Source organism: Gilliamella sp. BG2, assembly GCF_046635645.1.
GTDB lineage: Bacteria > Pseudomonadota > Gammaproteobacteria > Enterobacterales > Orbaceae > Gilliamella > Gilliamella bombi.
The window spans coordinates 1-21,448 of the sequence record NZ_JBIDFF010000013.1 but is presented as its reverse complement, the minus strand read 5'-3'; the positions used below and the strand labels follow the sequence as shown (position 1 = coordinate 21,448).

Sequence of the window (21,448 nt, the reverse complement as noted above, 5' to 3'; positions counted from 1 at the left end):
TTATGGAAAAGCCCTTTAACGGAAATACTCACTTTAATTTTTTTAAAATAGGACTTAGGCAGATATTTTCTGAACCTAGTATATAGTCATGGATCGGCTACACTATGTGCCCATTTATTGCTTTAGTATGCCTTATTATCTTGTAAAAAAGATTCAGGAGTTTATACCGTTTCATATCTCAACGAGTCGTTAAAAACTACTAGCTTGAAGATCTTGTTTTTGTAGTCGATTTAAACCGAGCAAGACAAGCTGATAAATGTTGAATATTGATTAAACATTCTTTTTTATTTTTGATCTTTTAAGAAAGTAATTTTGAGACAACTACTGGCATAAATGTAATGCCAGTGCCAAATAATTTTTTTGCTATTTCAGGATGAAGTCCTAGATATCAACAAATATAGATCTTTTTAATATCAAGTAATTTAGGAAAAATTTAACTTTTTAAAAGAATTAGAATGTTGATATTAAACGCTTTGACGATAATTTGTTATTTTGCATTATACCAGCGCCAATAAATTGCTTGCCTTGATAAATTCGCACTAAGGTTTCAACTTGCGTGGAGCTTTCAAGTTCAATAGTTCGTCCTAATAATATGTCTTTACCTTGCGTATCGCTAAGGGTAACTTTTGGGCGATCTTGCAATGGGCTGTCAACGGGCATTAGTAGATCATCTTTAAGTTCAATATTTTGTAGCTGTTCTAAGGTGACCATGTTTTCAATCGGGTAATTGGAAACTTGTAAACGCCTTAAATAAATAACGTGTGCTCCGCAACCCAATAATTCCCCTAAATCATCAATAATGGTTCGGATGTAGGTGCCTTTTGAGCAGTGTATTTCTAACGTTAATTCGTTTTTTATTGCATCAAATTGGATAAATTGATTTTCGTAAACGGTAATTGGTCTAGCTTCACGTTCAACCACAATACCTTGGCGAGCATATTGGTAAAGCGGTTTTCCTTGATATTTTAATGCCGAAAACATAGTTGGCACTTGTAAAATATTACCGCGAAAATGAGTTAAAGCTTGGTTGATTTGTGATTCAGTCACTTTAACAGGTTTGGTACATATAATTTGACCATCGGCATCAGATGTATCGGTTCGTTCTCCTAGTTTGGCGATCACACGATAACGCTTATCTGAATCCAATAAATATTGTGAAAATTTGGTTGCTTCACCAAAACAGATAGGAAGCATCCCTGTCGCTAGTGGATCAAGAGCTCCCGTATGCCCTGCCTTTTTAGCATTAAATAACCATTTTACTTTTTGCAACGCATCATTTGATGTCATGCCTTGCGTTTTGTCTAGCAACAAAACGCCGTGAAGATCACGGCGAGTTTTTTTTATATTCATCATTTTTATACTGAAACACATAGTTACCTGAAACTTTTTGACAGAGTTCAGGACTATTTTTTAATATTAATCTTTATGACGCTCATTATCTTGTTTGATAACATCCGCCACCAAACTCGACATTTGCATTCCCTTAACGAGCGACTCATCGTAAAAGAATTTTATCTCTGGAATGATTCGCAAACGCATCGCTTTGCCAATTAAGGTTCGAATGTAACCTTTAGCATCATTAAGTACCGTTAATCCTTGTTCAATAACTTGTGGATCATCGTCATTCAAAAAAGTCACAAAAACTTTGGCATACGAAAGATCACGCGAGATATCAACGCCTGAAACGGTTACCATACCAAGACGAGGGTCTTTGATTTCTCGTTGTAAGATAATTGCAATTTCTTTTTGTAATTCATGCCCAACTCGAGATGAACGATTAAATGCTTTTGCCATATCTATTTTCCTTATAAATGAATAAGCAAGGACTATACCTTGCTTATAACATCAAATACGTTGTAATTAGATCGTACGTTTGATTTCGATAGTTTCAAAAACTTCAATCGTGTCGCCAACACGAACATCGTTGTAGTTACGCACACCAATACCACATTCGGTTCCATTACGTACTTCGTTAACATCATCTTTAAAGCGACGTAATGATTCAAGTTCGCCTTCATAGATAACAACGTTATCACGCAATACACGAATTGGGTTGTGACGTTTAACAACACCTTCGGTTACCATACAACCTGCAATTGCACCAAATTTAGGTGATTTAAACACATCACGCACTTGAGCAAGACCAATAATTTCTTGTTTGTATTCTGGTGCAAGCATACCGCTCATGGCTTGTTTAACTTCGTCAATTAGATCATAAATAACAGAGTAATAACGTAGATCTAAATTTTCTGATTCAATCACTTTACGTGCTGAAGCATCGGCACGAACGTTAAAGCCTAAAATGATCGCATTTGATGCAGCAGCCAGTGATGCGTCAGTTTCGGTTATACCACCCACACCTGATCCAATAATTTTAACTTTAACTTCATCTGTTGATAGTTTAAGTAATGAATCAGAAATCGCCTCAGCAGAACCTTGAACATCTGCTTTTAGAACAATATTAAGTTCAGAAACATCGCCTTCTGTCATGTTGGTAAACATGTTTTCAAGCTTCGCCTTTTGTTGACGAGCAAGTTTTACATCACGGAATTTACCTTGTCGATAAAGCGCAACTTCACGAGCTTTCTTTTCATCGCGTACAACAGTAGCTTCGTCACCAGCTGATGGTACTCCAGACAAGCCAAGAATTTCAACTGGTATTGATGGACCAGCTTCAGTCACTTCTTTACCTAGTTCATTACGCATCGCTCGGATACGACCGTATTCAAATCCACAAAGTACGATATCACCTTTATGCAATGTACCTGATTGAACAAGTACTGTTGCAACTGAACCACGCCCCTTATCAAGGAATGATTCAATCACAACGCCGCTTGCCATACCTGTTTCGTACGCGGTTAATTCAAGCACTTCAGCTTGTAGTAAGATGGCTTCAAGTAGTTGATCAATACCAGTACCTGCTTTAGCAGACACATGAACAAACTGAGTATCACCACCCCAATCTTCTGACATCACGCCATATTGTGCAAGTTCGCCTTTTACACGCTCTGGATCAGCTTCAGGTTTATCAATTTTGTTAACAGCAACAACAATTGGTACATTTGCCGCTTTAGCATGTTGGATTGCTTCTATAGTTTGTGGCATTACACCATCATCAGCAGCAACAACAAGTACTACAATATCCGTTGCTTTAGCGCCACGAGCACGCATAGAGGTAAACGCCGCATGCCCAGGAGTATCTAAGAAGGTAATTTCACCGCTTGCCGTTTTAACATGATAAGCACCAATGTGCTGAGTAATACCGCCAGCTTCGCCTGAAGCCACTTTTGCTTTACGAATATAGTCAAGTAAAGAGGTTTTACCATGGTCAACGTGTCCCATAATGGTAACAACTGGTGCGCGCGAAACTTTTTCAGCGCCTGTATCACGGTCGCTCATGAGTGATTCTTCAAGTTCATTCTCACGACGAAGTACTACTTTATGTCCCATTTCTTCAGCCACTAATTGTGCTGTTTCTTGATCGATAACTTGATTAATAGTTGCCATTGCCCCCATTTTCATCATAGTTTTGATCACTTCGGAACCTTTTACTGCCATTTTATTCGCTAATTCAGCAACGGTAATGGTTTCACCAATAACAACATCACGATTAACTGCTTGGACAGGTTTAGTAAAACTTTGTTGCAACGTGCTTTTACCTTTCTTTTTATTATGGCCGCCACGAGTCACAGCTCGAGCTTCTTCACGTTCCGCTTTGCCTTCTGATAGCTTGTTGCCTTTTTTCTGTTTAGTTTGTTTAGTGTTTCGACCACGTCCACGAGCGCTTTCAACTTCACGGTCAGTTTCATCTTCTGCTGCTCTAGCGTATTTAGAGGTTGTCACATGATAATCTTCATCTTCTGTATGATCACTATCATCAACTTCATTATATTGTTCTGCTAGCTTACGAGCTTCTTCAGCCATACGCTTGGCATCTTCCTCTAATTTTCGACGATTTTCTTCTTCCGCTTTACGTTTAATTTCATTCGCTTCAGCTTCTAATCGTGCTTTTTCTTCTTGCGCTTTTTTTACTTTTGGATCAACTGCTCGCTCTTGTGCCGCTTTCGCTTTTTCCTCTTGAGCACGCTTTTTCGCTTCTTCTTCAGCTTTCTTTTCTTTTTCTTCCGCTTCTTTACGCGCTTTTAATTCGGCTTCTTGTTTCGCTTTTAATTCTGCTTCTTGGCGAGCTTTTTGTTCAGCTTCTAAGCGTGCTTTTTCTTGCTCCGCCGCAATTTCAGCTGGATCGCGTTTAACAAAAGTTCGTTTTTTACGAACTTCTACTTTTATTTCTTTGCTTTTGCCACCACCGCTCGACACATTTAAGGTTGAGTGCGTCTTACGTTGCAATGTTAACTTTGTTGGACCTTGCTGAGGTTTTAAATGAGCAAGCAAAGCTTCTTTCTCCTTTTGTGTGACAGTGTCTGTTGCAGATTTCTTCATACCTGCATCAGCAAACTGTTGCAAAAGTGTTTGCACTGGTGTATTGATTTCTTGAGCCAGTGTTTCTATTGATACTTTGGTCATGTATTACTTTTCCTCAATTATTCATCTGCAAACCAACAAATATTACGAGCAGCCATAATAAAATCGCCAGCTTGTTCGTTTGTTATACCCTCAATTTCAGCTAAATCATCAGTACCTTGTTCTGCTAAATCTTCCAAAGTAATGATGTCATGTTGTACTAATTGATAAGCTAACTCTTGTGTCATACCAGGTAGATTTAGCAAATCTTGAGCTGGTTGTTTTTCGCCACTATTTGCTAGTGCAAGTGTTGTTAATGCATCTTTTGCTCGCGTTCTTAATGCTTCAACAAGATCTTCATCAAGTTCTTCAATTTCAAGCAATTCGTCAACTGGCACATAGGCAAGTTCCTCAAGTGAGGTAAAGCCTTCTTCAACTAATAGCTGTGCAAGCCCTTCATCAATATCAAGATGTTTCATCAAATTATTGATTGCAGCAAAAGATTCTGCATGATGTTTTTCTTGTAAATCTTCGTTACTCATCACATTTAGTGTCCAGCCAGTAAGCTGTGAAGCTAAACGGATATTCTGACCATTTCGACCAATGGCTTGTGGTAAAGTTTCAGCATTGACGGCTACATCCATGGTGTGTTTGTCTTCATCAACAACAATTGAAACAACATCTGCCGGCGCCATAGCATTAATTACGTATTGTGCAGGATTATCGTCCCATAAAACAATGTCAATACGTTCTCCACCAAATTCATTAGATACTGCTTGTACGCGCGCACCACGCATACCAACACAAGCACCAACAGGGTCAATACGACGATCATTACTACTAACTGCGATTTTAGCACGTGAGCCAGGATCACGTGCCACGCCTTTGATGTCAATCATCTCTTCACCAATTTCAGGGACTTCAATACGGAATAACTCTTCCATCATTTCAGGGTTTGAACGGCTAATGCATAATTGTGCAGGTTTATTATTTTGTTCTACAAGATATAAAATACCACGGACACGATCGCCTATGCGGAAGTTTTCACGCGGTAACATATCATGGCGTGACATCATTGCGTCTGCATTGTTACCTAAATCAAGAATCACGCTATCGCGATTGGTTTTTTTGACAATTCCAGTCACAATATCACCAATACGATTTCTAAACATGTCAATGATCATTGCACGCTCAGCTTCGCGTACCTTTTGTACAATAACTTGTTTTGCTGTTTGTGTGGTTATACGGTCAAAAGCAACGGATTCAATTTGCTCTTCAACGTAATCGCCAAGTTTAACAGATGGGTCTTCGTATTGTGCAGCGTCTAATGTCATTTCTTTAGTTGGTTGCGTAACTTCATCAACAACAAGCCAACGGCGGAAAGTGTCGTAATCACCTGTTTTATGATCTATTTTAACAACAACGTCAATATCAACATTATGCTTCTTTTTTGTGGCCGTTGCTAATGCGGTTTCTAAAGCTTCGAAAATTTTATCACGCGTAAGTGCTTTTTCGTTTGATACAGCTTCAACAACAGCTAAAATTTCTTTATTCATCCTTTACATCCGTACTCTATTTAAGGTTAAAATTAGGTACAATATTCGCTTTTTGAATATTACTAAAAGCAAATACTTCATCTTTATCATCTACAGTTAATGTAATCATTTGGCTATCGATAGACTTAATTCGTCCTTTCCATTTACGGCGATTAGCAACAGGTATACGTAGACTGACTGTAACTTCTTCACCAATAAACCGCTGATAATGCTCAAGCGTAAACAAAGGTCTGTCCATTCCTGGTGATGAAACTTCAAGATTGTAAGCATCTTTGATCGGGTCTTCTACATCAAGCACCGCACTGATTTGACGGCTTGCATCAGCGCAATCATCAACCGTAATACCATTTTCACTATCAATATAGACTCGTAGTATAGGATAACGACCACGAATATATTCAACTCCGACTAATTCAAAACCAAGTGCATTAACTGGCTCTTGGATAATATCGGTTAATTGTTGTTCTATATTAGCCAAACAAACCTCCACAGCAGAAAATAAAAAAGGGCATAAAGCCCAACATTCTTTTTAAACTTACGCTTAAATCACTACACGAAAAAAAGCCTCGACATGCGAGGCTTACATTCAAAAACTAACTATAATGAAGCCACTTTATTCGAACTTTCAGACAATAACAGGATAAATTGGTTTATGAATGAAAATTTAAGTGGTTGCGGGGGCTGGATTTGAACCAACGACCTTCGGGTTATGAGCCCGACGAGCTACCAAGCTGCTCCACCCCGCGATAGATGAATGAGAATTATACGGCATTTTAAATAAAATGCAACTGCAAATCACACTGATTTTATCAGTAACCTTAAAATTATTAAAAATATGCTACACGTCAATTTTAATATATATACCACTTAACTTAAGCATAATTTTTTAACTTATATTGGCACAATAATTCCATTCTCAAGCCTATTATTGTGCCCACTATTTAGTACTATAAAGTAATATAAATTACTTGCTAGTTGCCTGTTTCATTGATTGAACAAATTTGGCTAATTGGTTAAGCATTTGTTCAGGATTGTCGAGGTTTTTCTCAATAATTTTTACTGTTGCCGATCCGCTAATTGCCCCAACTGCACCGGATTTAATCGCTTCGCTAACTTGATTCGGTTCTGAAATACCAAACCCTTGTAACGCAGGTGGAGCGCCAAACTCAACTAATTTTTTGATCAGATGGGTAAGCGGTTTGTTAGCTCGATTTTCAGCACCAGTAACACCTGCTCGTGATACCAAATAGGTATAACCTTTGCCTTGCTTAGCAATACTTTGAATGACTTTATCATCAGCATTTGGTGGACAAATAAAAATCGGTGCTATATTGTATTTTTCGGCGGCCACTGTAAATTCTTGTGCATATTGAGCTGGCAAATCAGCAATCAATACTGAATCAACTCCCGCTTTGGCACACTTGGCATAAAAGTCGTCGATACCATTTTTGAAAACTAAATTAGCATAAATAAGTAATCCTATTGGAATATTGGTGTATTGCGCTCTGACATTGGTTAAAATTTCAAAACACTTTTCAACTGTTATTCCTGCTTTAAATGCCCGAATATTGGCATTTTGAATAGTTGGACCATCGGCCATAGGATCTGAAAATGGGATCCCTAGCTCTAGTGCATCAGCGCCAGATTCAATTAAAGTTTGAATGATTTTAAATGACAGTTCTGGCGTTGGATCACCAACTGGAACAAAAGGAACAAAAGCACCTCGTTTTTCGGCTGTTAATGTTGCAAACAGTTTTTGATAACGGCTCATTCTATTTCTCCTTTTGCTTTTAAAATATCATAAACGGTAAAGATATCTTTATCGCCACGCCCTGACAGGTTAACTATTAGTAGCTGTTCTTTAGTTGGATTTTCTTTTATCATTTTCATAGCATAAGCTAATGCGTGTGATGATTCTAACGCAGGAATAATACCTTCATGTCGTGATAATGCTTTAAATGCATCAAGCGCTTCATCATCAGTAATTGAAACATAATCAGCACGACCAATACTATCTAAATACGCATGCTGTGGACCAACTGATGGAAAATCTAACCCTGCCGATATTGAATAAGATTCTTCAATTTGTCCTTCTTCCGTTTGCATCATCGGTGATTTCATACCGAAATAGATGCCAAGCTTACCATGTTTTAACGAAGCTCCATGTTCGCCACTTTCAATCCCATGACCTCCTGGCTCTACACCAATTAATTTGACGGATTTATCATCAATAAAATTAGCAAACATACCAATTGCGTTTGAACCACCACCAACACATGCAATTACTGCATCAGGCAAACGCCCTTCTTTTTCAAGGATTTGTTGTTTAGCTTCACGGCTGATCATCTGTTGAAACTCACGTACAATAGTTGGAAAAGGATGCGGACCTGCTGCCGTACCTAACATATAATGCGCTTTTTCATAACTGCCAGACCAATCACGTAATGCCTCGTTACACGCATCTTTTAAAGTCGCTGAACCAGTTTCAACTGGGATGACTGTTGCGCCCATCAACCGCATTCTAAATACGTTAGGTGCTTGGCGTTTAACATCTTTTGCACCCATATAAATTCGGCATTTTAAGCCAAGTAGTGCGCAGGCTAAAGCCGAAGCAACACCATGTTGCCCTGCACCTGTTTCGGCTATAATTTCAGTTTTGCCCATTCTTTTAGCAAGCAATGCTTGTCCTAAAACTTGGTTAGTTTTGTGCGCACCACCATGCACTAAATCTTCTCGTTTTAAGTAAAGCTTGGTTTTGGTGCCTGCCGTTAGATTTTTACATAAAGTTAATGCTGTTGGTCTACCAGCATAGTTAACTAATAAGTCGTTAAACTCTTTCTGAAAGTTTGGATCGTTGACTGCAGAGATAAAAGCATCTTCAAGTTGTTCAAGCACTGGCATTAATATTTGAGGAACATATTGCCCACCAAATTCGCCAAAGTAAGGATTTAACTTAGACATAACTATTCCTTTTTTTTTAAATAAAAATTAAATTTGTTCAAATACAGCTTGGATTTTTTGTTTATCTTTAATTCCTGGGGATATTTCAACACCAGAGTTTAGATCAACGCCTATCACCCCAGTTGCTAAAGCTGACCTTATATTTTTTGAGTTAATACCCCCTGCTAGAATGACATTATTTAAATTATGATTAGTGAGCATTGTCCAATCAAAACATTCACCTGTACCACCATCCCCGTTATCAAACAGATAACGTGAGATTAAGAGATTATTATGTTCAGGAACGGTGCTACCAATACTTAATGCTTTCCAAATTTGGCAAGTTCTGGGTAATTCTTGGCGCAATGTTTTGATATAGTTTGCATCTTCATCTCCATGCAGTTGCACTGCATATAAAGATAACTGTTTTGCTATTTGGCATACGGTTTCAATATCTTCATTTCGAAATACACCAACCCAATTAAGCGGTGCTGCAACAATAACTGTTCGAGCCTTAATTGGCTGTATATAACGTGCTGAATTTGTGACAAAAATCAAACCACCATAAACTGCACCAGCTTGATAAGCACTAACAGCATCTTCGGGACGTGTTAAACCGCATACTTTATTTTCGCCTAACATCACCTTACGAATTGCCAAAGTTAAGTTTGGTTCAGACATTAACGCACTGCCAATTAAGAATCCATCTGCAAAACGACTCAGTTCTTTAACCTGATTGTGAGTATAAATACCCGATTCACTAATAATAATGCGATCGTTAGGAATTGATTTGGATAAGGCCTTTACCCGATTTAGATCAACCGTCAAATCCCTTAAGTTACGATTATTAATACCGATTACTTTCGCACCCAGTTGGATGGCTCTTTCAACTTCGTTTTCAGTACTAGCTTCTGTCAATATCCCCATATTGAGCTTATGAGCAATGTTACTTAGATGACGATATTCATCATCCGTCAATACAGATAGCATTAATAGTACTGCGTCAGCTTGATAATAACGTGCCAAATAGATCTGATATTCATCAATAATAAAGTCCTTACAAAGTACAGGTTGCGTAACTTCATTTCGAACTATGGGCAAAAATTCAAAGCTACCTTGAAAATATTTTTCATCAGTCAATACTGAAACTACTGAAGCATAATCTTTATAAACTTTAGCAATAGCGGCTGGATCAAAATCATCCCGAATCAATCCTTTTGATGGCGACGCTTTTTTACACTCTAAAATAAAAACCGTTTTAGGTTGATTTAACGCTTGATAAAAATTGCGATCACTAGGGAATATCGCTGATTTAAAGGTATTAATTGGCTTTACTGCTAACTGCTCAGTTAACCATGTTTGTTTATCTTCAATGATTTTTTTCAATACTGTTGCCATTTCAACATTTTTTACTAATGCTGCAATTGCCATGTTATTCTCCACTTATTATCTTGCTGCTAGTTGTTGTAATAATGCATAAGGTTTACCACTTTGCATCATTTCAATTGCCCGTTGTGCATTTTGTTTTAAATTTGACTCGCCAAATAAGCTCATTAACATCGCAACATTAGCGGCAATTGCTGATTGGTGTGCTGGTTTTCCGTGACCTTGTAAAATGGCAATTAACATATCACGATTCTGCTCAGGTGTACCCCCTTCAATATCTTTTAAGGTAAATGTTGGCAAGCCAAAATCGTCAGGTTTAAGCGTAAAATAACGAATTTCACCATCTTTAACTTCAGCAACGTCAGTTTTACCATGAATAGCAACTTCGTCCATTCCTGCACCATGCACCACATAAGCATGTTTATAATTAAGCATTTTTAATGTTTCAGCAATCGGTTGGATTAAATCTGGATGATACACGCCTAATAAAATACGTTTAGGACGAGATGGATTAATCAATGGTCCTAACACATTAAAAATGGTCCGAGTTTTTAATTGTTGGCGTATTGGTGCTGCATGGCGAAAACCTGAATGATATTGCTGGGCAAATAAAAAGCACACGCCAAGTTCATCTAATGCCTGACGAGATGTTTGTGCTGACATATTTAATTTAATGCCTAAGGCAGAAAGCACATCGGAAGAGCCTGATTTACTTGATACACCACGATTACCATGTTTAGCCACTTTATAACCTAATGCTGCAGCCACAAAAGCACTAGCTGTTGAGATGTTAATGCTATTGGTGCCATCACCCCCAGTACCAACAATATCAGTAAAATCATAATCTGGAGAATCAAAAAGATCGGCATTCTCAAGCAATGCTAAAGCTGCCCCTGCTATTTCATCCGGTTTTTCACCACGAACTTTCATACTAATTATTGCGGTAGCCAATACAGTTGGTTCAATCTTACCTTGAATAATTAAATTAAATAGTATTTTACTTTCCTCTTGTGTAAGGACTTGCCCTAAATATAATTTATTAACAATAGGTTGAATATTGTACTCTTGCTTATCAACAATAGCTTCCTGTTTTGGCTTCTCTTGTTTTTGTGGAGGATTTAGTGCCCATTTAATAGTTTGTTCTAATAATTCTACACCTTGAATGGTTAATATCGATTCTGGATGAAATTGAAAACCACAAACCCGATCCTCATCATTACGAACTGCCATTACAATATTATTGCAAAGCGCATTGATGGTTAGTGTTTTTGGAATATTTTCACCTTTTAAAGAGTGATAACGAGCCACCGGTAGCGGATTTGGTAATCCTTTAAACATCGCTTGCTCATCATGCTCAATTAAAGATGCCTTACCATGCAAAATATCGCCAGCTGGCACAATCGCTCCACCATAGGATTCCACAATAGCTTGATAACCAAGACAGATACCAATAATAGGCAATTTACCTTTTAAACGTTTTAACAGTTCTGGCATGCATCCAGCGTCACTTGGCGCTCCTGGACCTGGTGATAACATTAAAATAGGGTTTTGCATTTGTGACAATTTTTCAATAATTACATTTGCAGGGATAGTATTTCGATAAATCGTCACACAATGCTTACTATTACGTAATTGATCGACCAAGTTATAAGTAAAAGAATCAATATTATCAATAAATAAGATATTAGCCATTAGAATACACCTTCTACATTATGCGCTGCCATGATAGCTCGAATAACTGCACGTGCTTTATTACGTGATTCATCAGATTCTGATTGTGGCTTTGAATCTAGCACCACACCACTGCCTGCTTGTACTGTCGCTATGCCATCTTCGACATAGGCACTTCGAATCACAATACAGGTATCAAGATCGCCATTCGCGGTAAAATAGCCAACAGCACCACCATAGCTACCACGTTTAACTTTTTCTGATTCAGCAATTAATTGCATCGCACGAACTTTGGGTGCTCCTGTTAATGTTCCCATATTCATAGTGGCTTGATAAGCATGAAGCGCATCTAAATCACTGCGTAACTGACCAACCACACGCGAAACTAAATGCATCACAAAAGAGTAACGATCCACTTTTAACAAATCTTTGGTATAACGGGTACCGGGTTTACAGATACGCGCTAAATCGTTGCGAGCTAAATCAACTAACATTAAGTGTTCAGCCAGTTCTTTTTTATCGGTACGCATTTCGAGTTCTAATCGACTATCTAAATCATAATCAATATCGCCATTAGCAGTTAAACCTCGTGGACGAGTACCGGCAATTGGGTAAATTTCAACTTGATTAGTTGCTTTAGTATACTTAAGTGCACTTTCAGGTGAGGCGCCAAATAACACAAAATCACTATCTTGCATATAAAACATGTAAGGGCTTGGATTATTGTTTTTTAATACCTGATAAGCCGATAATGGCTCAGGGCAAGGTAATTTAAAACGCCGTGAAGGTACTGCTTGAAAAATTTCCCCCTGCTCAATTGCATCTTGCATTTTTTTGATAATTGTATTGAAATCATCATCACTTTTATTACATGTCACATCGATATTAGTAAGGGACTGAGTATGAATGGCTTTCATTGTGCTATTTAATATTGCTTGTAAATTAGTTAACCGTTGCGTTAAGCGCTCAGTTTCTTTTGAATCAGAAGTGAAAACCGTCGTTTTTAAAATGGATTTATGATCTTTATGATTTATTTCTAATATTGTTTCAGCTAAATAAAAACAGAAGTCTTGACAACGCTGCTCAGTTGGTAAATTAGGTAAGTTTTCAAATCCAGCGACAAGGTCGTAACAAAATAGCCCACCAACAAAAATCGCATCTTGACCACATTGTTCAGGGATATTCACAATAGTCAATAATGTGCGTAATGCATCAAAAACTGATAGCGACTTTAATCTTGAATCTTCATCTTGCATACTATCAATAGTGGGAAATACCAATTTAAGTGTTTGTTCATCCACTTGTACATTATCTAACTTGTCTGTAAAAGCCTGTTGTAATAAAGGTAATAGCTTTTCACCATTTGTGGTCAATGCCTTAAAACTCACTTCATTATTTATTGCCGAAATACGTAATGCACTATCGACAATCATGACACTTTTAATTCCTTGCTTATTATCAATTTCGGCTGATTCTAGTAACAACGTTGCCGGTTTACTATCGCACAATTGATAAAACACTTGAGTTGGATCTTGATAATAACCGATGGTTTGGGTTATTTGTGTTAATGTCGGCTTATTCATTGTTGACTCTCTACATTTAAATTTTTATTTAGCTGATTCGTTTAACATCCAAAAACTAAAAAACCCGCATAAAGCGGGTTGTGTAAAAAAGACAATACATCATTACATCACCCGCAAAAGGTAACGCACCACCAACCAAAGCGGGTGAATTGACGAGTAATAAGATGTAAATATTGTGCTTTCATAATTTTATCGATTAAAAATAAATTTTGTACTATTAAACTAGTTTACTAGCACACTGTCAAGAGATTATTTATTTTTAAAAACAAACTTCTCATTTATAACTAGGCAAAAAATTTAATAATCTATAAAATGGTTGACTCATTTTTATTATAAAAAATTATAAGGATTTTTGAACTATGCCAGTATTTTATATCGTCATTGGTGTTATTGTTTTGCTTGCGTTAATTACTGTCTTAAAGGCAATTACAATTGTTCCCCAAGGTTATCAATATACTATTGAACGTTTTGGTAAATATACCCATACACTTGAACCCGGTTTAAATATCATTATTCCGTTTATGGATGGTGTTGGTCGTAAAATTAATATGATGGAGCAAGTACTCGATATTCCATCACAAGAAGTCATTTCAAAAGATAATGCTAATGTGCAAATTGATGCTGTTTGCTTTATCCAAGTACAAGAAGCGGCAAGGGCTGCATATCAAGTAAATCAATTAGAGCGTGCTGTCATTAATTTAATGATGACTAATATTCGTACTGTTTTAGGTAGCATGGAATTGGATGAAATGTTATCACAACGTGATCATATTAACTCTAAGTTACTAAGTATTGTCGATGAGGCAACAAGTCCATGGGGAATCAAAATTACCCGTATCGAAATTCGAGATGTTCGCCCACCAGCAGAATTGATTGCTGCGATGAATGCGCAAATGAAAGCAGAACGTAATAAACGTGCCGAAATTCTTGAAGCAGAAGGTGTTCGTCAAGCAGCGATTTTACGCTCTGAAGGTGAAAAACAATCTGAAATTTTAAAAGCAGAAGGTGAAAGACAATCTGCCTTTTTACAAGCCGAAGCGCGTGAACGTGCTGCCGAGGCAGAAGCAAGAGCAACTCAAATGGTATCCGATGCTATTGCTGCAGGTAATATTAATGCTATTAACTACTTTGTTGCCCAAAAATATACTGAAGCATTACAACAAATTGGTTCATCGGATAATAGTAAAGTGATTATGATGCCACTTGATGCGTCAAGTTTAATGGGTAGTATTGGCGGTATTGCTGAGTTGATTAAAAACACGAAATAAAAAATCAATTTTTATACTTAAACATAGTGTTTCCTGAAACTTTTTAACAAAATCTATAAACGCTATGTTTAAGATTTTTACTGAATGTATTATAAAGGTAATCAACAATGACTGATTTTTTTATGGTTTTCTATAGTTCGCCCCATTGGGTATTTATTGCTTTAGGCGGTATTTTGCTGATTATAGAATTACTTGGTACTGGTGGATACGGGCTTTGGAGTGGGATAGCTGCTATTATTGTTGGTTTAATTGCTTGGATTTTACCTCTTTCTTGGCCAATTTTATGGATTTTATTTGCAATTCTAACGCTTGTATCTGCTTATCTTTGGTGGCTTTGGCTCAAAAAGCAAGGTAAAGATAAATCAAGTAAAGGCGAAATCAATCAGCCACAACAAGATTTAATTGGTATTAAAACAGTTGTCACAGATGCTATTGTTAATGGCTCAGGTCGGGTAAAAATCAAAGATGGAACATGGTCGGCAAGATGCGTTGAAGATCTTAATGTTGGGCAGCGTGTTGAAATTATTGCTGTGGATGGTTTAATTTTAGATGTGCTACCTATAAATCAATAGTTTTTTGCTAGTTATAAAAATAAATAGGGCGCATTAACAATGCGTCTTTTTTATTATAAGAGCGAAAAATGAATTACAAAAAAATGATTTTCATTGGGGTATATGTCAGAAATTACTTTTTTCAAATCACTCAAAGTCATATTCTCTTGTTGGGCATGGTTTTCGGTAAGTTGATCAAATGTAATTTGTGTAATGTTAACTATTTTAATTGTACAAAAATACTCATCAGTTTCAAAAGTTCCAACACGAAGCTTATCACCAACTTTAAAATGTGATTCACTCTTATCTCGAATGGTAATGACTTTTAAACCAGCTAAAATATCAGACTTAAAACGTTGATAAAAAGTAATATCATTTTGCACAGCATTATCCTATGTGAAAATTACCCAAATTACTTAACAAGTATTAATCAAGCAAAGTAAATGTTTGCTTGTCCTGAGTTGTCGAATCACTACCGATATACACATTAAATTTTCCTGGTTCGGCAACATATTGCATTTTATTGTTCCAGAATTTCAGCATATCATATTTAATCACAAATTTTACTTGACCCTTAGTGTGCGGTTTTAAAGTAATATTATCAAAACCAATTAACTCTTTCACTGGGCGGCTAACCGACGCTGTCACATCTTGCAAATAAAGCTGGACGGTCTGCATACCTTCTCTATTTCCTGTATTTTCAACATTAACGGTGACAATAATTTCACCATCTCGATTCATTTTAGTACTTGATAACGAAAAGTCCATCGCAAAATTGGTATAACTCAAACCAAATCCGAAGGGGAATAACGGCTCATTAGGACTATCAAAATACGAGGTTGTATATTTGCCCATATTTTCCGTACCACGAGGACGGCCTGTATTCAAATGGCTATAATAGACTGGGATCTGCCCAACATTATAAGGAAAAGACATGGGCAATTTGCCCGAAGGGTTATAGTCACCAAATAGCACATCGGCAATAGCATTACCACCTTCGGTTCCTAAAAACCAAGTTTCAAGCATAGCATCTGCTTGAGCATACTCTTCAGATAATGTTAAAGGACGACCATTCATTAAGACAATGACCAAAGGTTTACCTGTTTTTTTCATTGCTTTAATTAATTGTTTTTGAGTTGCTTGCAAAGATAGATCTGTTCGACTTGATGACTCATGAGCCATACCTTCTGCCTCACCAACAAAGGCAATAACAATATCAGCTTTTTTAGCTATTTTCACCGCTTCTGCAATCATTTTATCGGCTGGTCGATTATCAAATTTAGTTGTTTCTCCGTATAAATTTAAAAACCGATATAAATTTTCATCATCAGAAAGATTGGCACCAAATGCATAGCTAATTGATTCAGGATTTTTAACTGCATTTTTAATACCTTCTAATGGAGTTACCGCTAAATTAGCACGCCCAGCTCCCGACCAACTCCCCAAAATATCACGTTTTGAATCAGCTAATGGACCAATCACCGCAATTTTCTTATTTTTAGCTAGCGGTAATATCTCATTCTCATTTTTTAATAACACAATACTGCGGCGTGCCACATCACGAGCTTCTTCACGATGTAATCGATTATCAGCAAACATTGTATCGATATCTAATTTTGGATCTAAATTACGATTAGGATCACTAAATAACCCCATATCATATTTAAGTTCAAGTACATGACGACAAGCTTGATTTATTTCATCTTCTGTAATGGCACCTTCTTCGACTAATTCAGGTAAAAATTGTAAGAAATATTCATCATTCATACTTATATCAATGCCAGCTTTAATCGCAACACGTACAGCATCTTTCGGATCACTAGCTACGCCATGATTAATAAGTTCACGAATAGCCCCATGATCACTGACAACAACACCATCAAAATGCCACTGATTCCGTAGCACTTCGGTTAACAACCAATGATTCCCCGTTGCTGGAATACCATTAACGCTCACTAACGAAACCATAACTGCCCTGCTACCTGCATCAATTGCTGCTTTATAAGGCACAAGATATTCTTGGAACATTTTGCGTTCGCTCATATCCGTACTGTTATACTCACGCCCTGCTTCAACTGCGCCATAAAGTGCAAAATGTTTTACTGATGTCACCAATGATTTTTTATCGGCAAGCGATTGCTTTTGCATCTTTTCAACAAAAATCCGCCCAGCTTCTGAGGTTAAATAAGGATCTTCTCCAAACCCTTCAGACACACGCCCCCATCTAGGATCACGTGTAATATCAACCATTGGCGCCCAAGTTATATTTAATCCATCCGAGGTAGCTTCGTCAGCTGATACTTCAGCAGCTTTTGCAATTGCACTACGATCCCAAGTGGATGCAATACCTAAATTAATTGGGAAGATAGTTCTATGTCCATGAATTATATCAAAACCAAAAAATAGAGGAATTTTATTGCGAGATTTTAGAGCACGCTCCTGCATTTGAGAAAGGTCAGGTTCGACAACAGTATTAAAAATGCCACCAATTTCACCTGCTTCAATTTTATCAAGTACTTTATCTAACGTTAGATCACCACCAACACTAATTAGGCGCAATTGTCCCGCTTTTTCTTGAAGCGTCATTTTTGATAATAGATTATCAATAAAAACTTTCTTTATTTCCTTTACTTCGCTATTAGGTTCTTGTGCAAACAAATGCCCAGAAAAGATAAGAAAAAATAAATATATAGCTACTTTTTTCATCATAATAAATATTGTTATAATTAAGAGGATAGACAAGCAGACAGCATAACGTATTTACAAAAAATCTCGTTTTTTTATCTACTTACATTCAGGTTTAAAACATCATAATAGTTATTGCATCCCCTTATTCAAACACTGTCTTTTCTGAAATTTTTTACAAAGTTTAAGGGATAATATTGCCGACAATTGTTGGCAATATCAACTCAATAACACATTAATCTCTAAAATTGGTAAATTGAAACGGTTGACCAAATTCGCTATTTTTAACCAATGCCATAGTAGCTTGTAAATCATCACGTGATTTACCTGTAACACGGACTTGTTCACCTTGTACTTGAGCTTGTACTTTAATTTTGCTGTCTTTGATCGCTTTTACAATCTTTTTAGATAGCTCTTTATCAATACCCTGCTTAAGCTTAACCGTAATGCTATAAAGTTTACCGCTGTGCTCCATTTCTTCAGGAATTTCAAGTGCACCACCATCAATACCTCGTTTAGCTAGCTTATCGCGCAGGATATCGAGCAGTTGCTGTACTTGAAAATCAGATTGGCTTGTTGCTTTAATCGTTTCATTTTTTTCATTTAATTCAAACGATGCTTCAACATTTTTAAAGTCCCAACGAGTAGCTAACTCACGAGTGGCATTTTCAACACCATTTTTAACTTCTGGCATTTGAGTTTCTGAAACGATATCAAAAGAAGGCATAAATTCTCCTCTTCTAATGGTTATAAAACTAAAATTATCTAGTTAATAAATAGAATAATCGTCGCCTAACAATAATTTAGACGACTTTAAAATATAAGCGTGAATTAATCGATAGTACGAAGCAATTCATTGATACCTACTTTACCTAAAGTTTTAGCATCAACTTTTTTCACAATAACTGCACAATAAAGACTATATTTGCCATCTTTTGTCGGTAAGTTGCCAGAAACAACTACTGAACCAGCTGGTACACGTCCATAGTGAATTTCACCAGTTGCACGGTCATATATTTTAGTACTTTGACCAATAAATACACCCATTGAAATTACGCTACCTTCTTCAACAATAACGCCTTCAACAATTTCGCTACGTGCACCAATAAAACAGTTATCTTCAATAATGGTTGGGTTAGCTTGTAACGGTTCTAAAACACCACCAATACCAACACCACCCGATAAATGAACATTTTTACCAATTTGCGCACAAGAACCAACTGTCACCCATGTATCAACCATCGTACCTTCATCGACATAAGCACCAATATTGACATAAGATGGCATTAATACAGTATTTCGAGCAACATAGGCACCTTTACGAGCAATAGCAGATGGAACAACACGGAAACCTTCTTGTTGGAATCTTGCTTGATCATATTCAGCAAATTTTAATGGCACTTTGTCATAATAGTTAGTCGGACCGCCATCAATCAGTTGGTTTTCGTTAATACGGAAAGAGAGCAAAACCGCTTTTTTTAACCATTGATGAGTTACCCAATCACCATTGATTTTTTCTGCGACACGCATTTTACCACTGTCTAATAAAGCAATGCATTGGTTAATCGCATCACGTGTAACTGTATCAACATTTGACGGTGTAATCTCAGCACGACGTTCAAATGCTGCTTCAATAATAGTTTGTAATTGTTGCATCTCAAGTTTCCTTTAATTTATAGTCCGTTAGCAAATAATAATTAGATGGACAGTATAATATAATCTTTCTTGCTTTTTAAGTGGTTTAATCAAAACACCACAATCAATATCCAAGCAATCAAAAACAATCGAAATCTTAGTAAAGTCATAGGAAATCACAAAAAAACAGAAAAATAAAAGCTTTAATAAAAATCAATACTTTTTCTGATCACTTTTGGGATGTAATTGCACTGCTTTTTAACACAAAACAACTCACAAAAACCACCTAAGGCTATGTTATTTGTCTTATTCTCGCGTCAGACAAATTTGTCTGGAACAAATTTGAACATCTGAGCACAGAGAAGATGGCCTCGAAAAGGCGAGTATCAGGATGATACGAGAAGCGCCGTAGACACATTATGCGCTAAAGCGTGGGATTGCAAAAGGAGTTCACTCTAATTCCCCTTGCTAGGACATATTCAAGATAGCTATTTTATTCCCCAAAGGTCAATACGTCCGAAACCTTGCCGAACTAAAATAGACCACAGCTTTAAACCGCCACAGCGTAATACTGGACTACCTGCCACGCTTTCTGCGTCGGCGGCGGGGGGCGGCGCTATTGTGGCTTTGCCACAACGGCGCAACCCTAAGGGAAACGCCCCAACTTACGCTGGGGCTTTATTCTTTTTTATATTTTCCTCTCTGGCACCATAAACACTTTCCGCGCCCTAAGGATCAAGAACTAAACGCTAAAAACTAAGGTGCGGTGCAAGCAGCAGAGAAGCTGTAACTGTTACCGTTGCCGTCAACGCCGCCACTAGTAGAGAGAACATGGAAATTACGGATACTTGTGGCATCACTCGTCCAGTAGTTGTTGCTGATGAAACCCGTATCAGCATAGCTGTTCATATTACCCCACTCCGTGAAAAAACCTGCTCCTACATGACGTCTATAATAAAAAGTACCTGACGACGGCATCGCACCATCTATGTTATTTATACATGGGAACCTACTACTATTTACATCACACTTCGCATTGGTTAAATCACTTACCCGTGACAAACGATAACCCAAACTATTACACCATGTGGTTTGATTAGAAACGCTAGTTCTTTGAGCCCCCCGATTGACGAACCACTGCTTTAAGACAAAGCCATATCTCACCCCATTACCACTTCTATCACTTCCCACCAACTCAAATGTCTGTGGCAAAGATGGCACGGTAATTTGACTAGGATTAGAATTGCTCCACAAGCTTCTTGCCTCTGGACCATTCAACGTTACCCGTGTTACATTCTTGGATTTATCTCTAATCCAATTATCATATCGTACAGTACTTCCCCATGGGTCTATAAATGAACCTGAACGCGGCCTAACCCAACTCACCGTTGCCGTTATATCACCACGTGTGGTAACTGTCCAACTAAACTGACTTGCATCTATCCCAACTATATCCAAATCAAAATACAATCTATCTGCACCTGTTGTTGGAAAATTTAAACCGTAAGATGATGGATTTGTTGACTGAACTAAAAAACCCTTTGCTGGATTCCACATGCTAGGTGGACCTGCATAATCGCCTGTACCTTTATTTAGATTTGGCCTGACCGCACAAATAACGGGCTGTGACGGTAAAGTGATATAATACTCCGCTGTTCCTCCACTAAAAGTACTACTATCTGGCAAACCATATTGTGTAGTTAAACTACCTC

Annotated in this window: 17 protein-coding genes, 1 tRNA gene and 1 other annotated feature; of the genes, 2 read left to right on the top strand and 16 right to left on the bottom strand. The window is 37.3% G+C overall.

Annotated features, from left to right (window positions below):
- Positions 1-450 precede the first annotated feature (450 nt).
- The 11 genes from truB to ACGH6Q_RS06995 form a co-directional block, all read right to left on the bottom strand.
- Positions 451-1,350: a tRNA pseudouridine(55) synthase TruB gene (gene truB, locus ACGH6Q_RS07045; RefSeq protein ID WP_411592488.1), complete on the bottom strand. Its 900-nt coding sequence runs from the start codon at positions 1,348-1,350 to the stop codon at positions 451-453.
- A 66-nt stretch (positions 1,351-1,416) separates the two neighbouring features.
- On the bottom strand, positions 1,417-1,794 hold the full coding sequence (gene rbfA / locus ACGH6Q_RS07040) for a 30S ribosome-binding factor RbfA (protein WP_065560170.1): 378 nt from the start codon (positions 1,792-1,794) through the stop codon (positions 1,417-1,419).
- Positions 1,795-1,860: 66 nt separating this feature from the next.
- Positions 1,861-4,524, bottom strand: a complete 2,664-nt coding sequence (gene infB / locus ACGH6Q_RS07035; protein WP_411592466.1) for a translation initiation factor IF-2 — start codon at positions 4,522-4,524, stop codon at positions 1,861-1,863.
- Between the two features lie 17 nt (positions 4,525-4,541).
- The gene (gene nusA / locus ACGH6Q_RS07030) at positions 4,542-6,017 is read right to left on the bottom strand and encodes a transcription termination factor NusA (RefSeq protein WP_034910699.1); all 1,476 of its coding nucleotides are present in this window, start codon (positions 6,015-6,017) and stop codon (positions 4,542-4,544) included.
- Between the two features lie 16 nt (positions 6,018-6,033).
- Positions 6,034-6,495: a ribosome maturation factor RimP gene (rimP, locus tag ACGH6Q_RS07025; protein WP_065560173.1), complete on the bottom strand. Its 462-nt coding sequence runs from the start codon at positions 6,493-6,495 to the stop codon at positions 6,034-6,036.
- Positions 6,496-6,686: 191 nt separating this feature from the next.
- Positions 6,687-6,763 (bottom strand) — tRNA-Met (locus ACGH6Q_RS07020).
- 218 nt (positions 6,764-6,981) lie between these two features.
- Positions 6,982-7,788 carry a tryptophan synthase subunit alpha gene (gene trpA, locus ACGH6Q_RS07015; protein WP_296208526.1) on the bottom strand — a complete coding sequence of 269 codons (807 nt, stop codon included), beginning with the start codon at positions 7,786-7,788 and terminating at the stop codon, positions 6,982-6,984.
- Positions 7,785-8,978 carry a tryptophan synthase subunit beta gene (trpB, locus tag ACGH6Q_RS07010; protein ID WP_065560175.1) on the bottom strand — a complete coding sequence of 398 codons (1,194 nt, stop codon included), beginning with the start codon at positions 8,976-8,978 and terminating at the stop codon, positions 7,785-7,787. Before trpB ends, trpA begins: the two co-directional genes overlap by 4 nt.
- 27 nt (positions 8,979-9,005) lie before the next feature.
- Entirely contained in the window at positions 9,006-10,388 is a 1,383-nt protein-coding gene (gene trpCF, locus ACGH6Q_RS07005; protein ID WP_411592465.1) for a bifunctional indole-3-glycerol-phosphate synthase TrpC/phosphoribosylanthranilate isomerase TrpF, read from the bottom strand.
- A gap of 15 nt (positions 10,389-10,403) precedes the next feature.
- Positions 10,404-12,035 carry a bifunctional anthranilate synthase glutamate amidotransferase component TrpG/anthranilate phosphoribosyltransferase TrpD gene (gene trpD, locus ACGH6Q_RS07000; protein WP_411592464.1) on the bottom strand — a complete coding sequence of 544 codons (1,632 nt, stop codon included), beginning with the start codon at positions 12,033-12,035 and terminating at the stop codon, positions 10,404-10,406.
- Positions 12,035-13,597, bottom strand: a complete 1,563-nt coding sequence (locus tag ACGH6Q_RS06995) for an anthranilate synthase component 1 (RefSeq protein ID WP_174798023.1) — start codon at positions 13,595-13,597, stop codon at positions 12,035-12,037. The genes trpD and ACGH6Q_RS06995 overlap by 1 nt, the downstream gene beginning before the upstream one ends.
- A 54-nt stretch (positions 13,598-13,651) precedes the next feature.
- Positions 13,652-13,737 (bottom strand) — a sequence feature (Trp leader region).
- Positions 13,738-13,956: 219 nt separating this feature from the next.
- On the opposite strand from ACGH6Q_RS06995, the gene ACGH6Q_RS06990 reads away from it, so the two are divergent.
- The gene (locus ACGH6Q_RS06990) at positions 13,957-14,865 is read left to right on the top strand and encodes an SPFH domain-containing protein (RefSeq protein ID WP_034910684.1); all 909 of its coding nucleotides are present in this window, start codon (positions 13,957-13,959) and stop codon (positions 14,863-14,865) included.
- A gap of 107 nt (positions 14,866-14,972) precedes the next feature.
- Complete coding sequence (locus tag ACGH6Q_RS06985; RefSeq protein ID WP_065560179.1) at positions 14,973-15,437, top strand: NfeD family protein; 465 nt, start codon at positions 14,973-14,975, stop codon at positions 15,435-15,437.
- 53 nt (positions 15,438-15,490) lie between these two features.
- Here the strand turns inward: ACGH6Q_RS06985 and yqfB are convergent, their stop codons facing one another.
- The 5 genes from yqfB to ACGH6Q_RS06960 form a co-directional block, all read right to left on the bottom strand.
- The gene (yqfB, locus tag ACGH6Q_RS06980; protein WP_034910676.1) at positions 15,491-15,799 is read right to left on the bottom strand and encodes a N(4)-acetylcytidine aminohydrolase; all 309 of its coding nucleotides are present in this window, start codon (positions 15,797-15,799) and stop codon (positions 15,491-15,493) included.
- Positions 15,800-15,842: 43 nt separating this feature from the next.
- The gene (gene bglX / locus ACGH6Q_RS06975) at positions 15,843-18,125 is read right to left on the bottom strand and encodes a beta-glucosidase BglX (protein WP_296318335.1); all 2,283 of its coding nucleotides are present in this window, start codon (positions 18,123-18,125) and stop codon (positions 15,843-15,845) included.
- 211 nt (positions 18,126-18,336) lie between these two features.
- Positions 18,337-18,828 carry a YajQ family cyclic di-GMP-binding protein gene (locus tag ACGH6Q_RS06970; protein ID WP_411592462.1) on the bottom strand — a complete coding sequence of 164 codons (492 nt, stop codon included), beginning with the start codon at positions 18,826-18,828 and terminating at the stop codon, positions 18,337-18,339.
- Between the two features lie 104 nt (positions 18,829-18,932).
- A complete protein-coding gene (gene dapD, locus ACGH6Q_RS06965; protein WP_034910674.1) occupies positions 18,933-19,757 on the bottom strand; it encodes a 2,3,4,5-tetrahydropyridine-2,6-dicarboxylate N-succinyltransferase in 825 nt (274 codons plus the stop codon).
- A 735-nt stretch (positions 19,758-20,492) separates the two neighbouring features.
- Positions 20,493-21,448 (bottom strand): hypothetical protein (locus ACGH6Q_RS06960; RefSeq protein WP_411592461.1); only part of this gene is annotated, 956 nt, incomplete at its 5' end.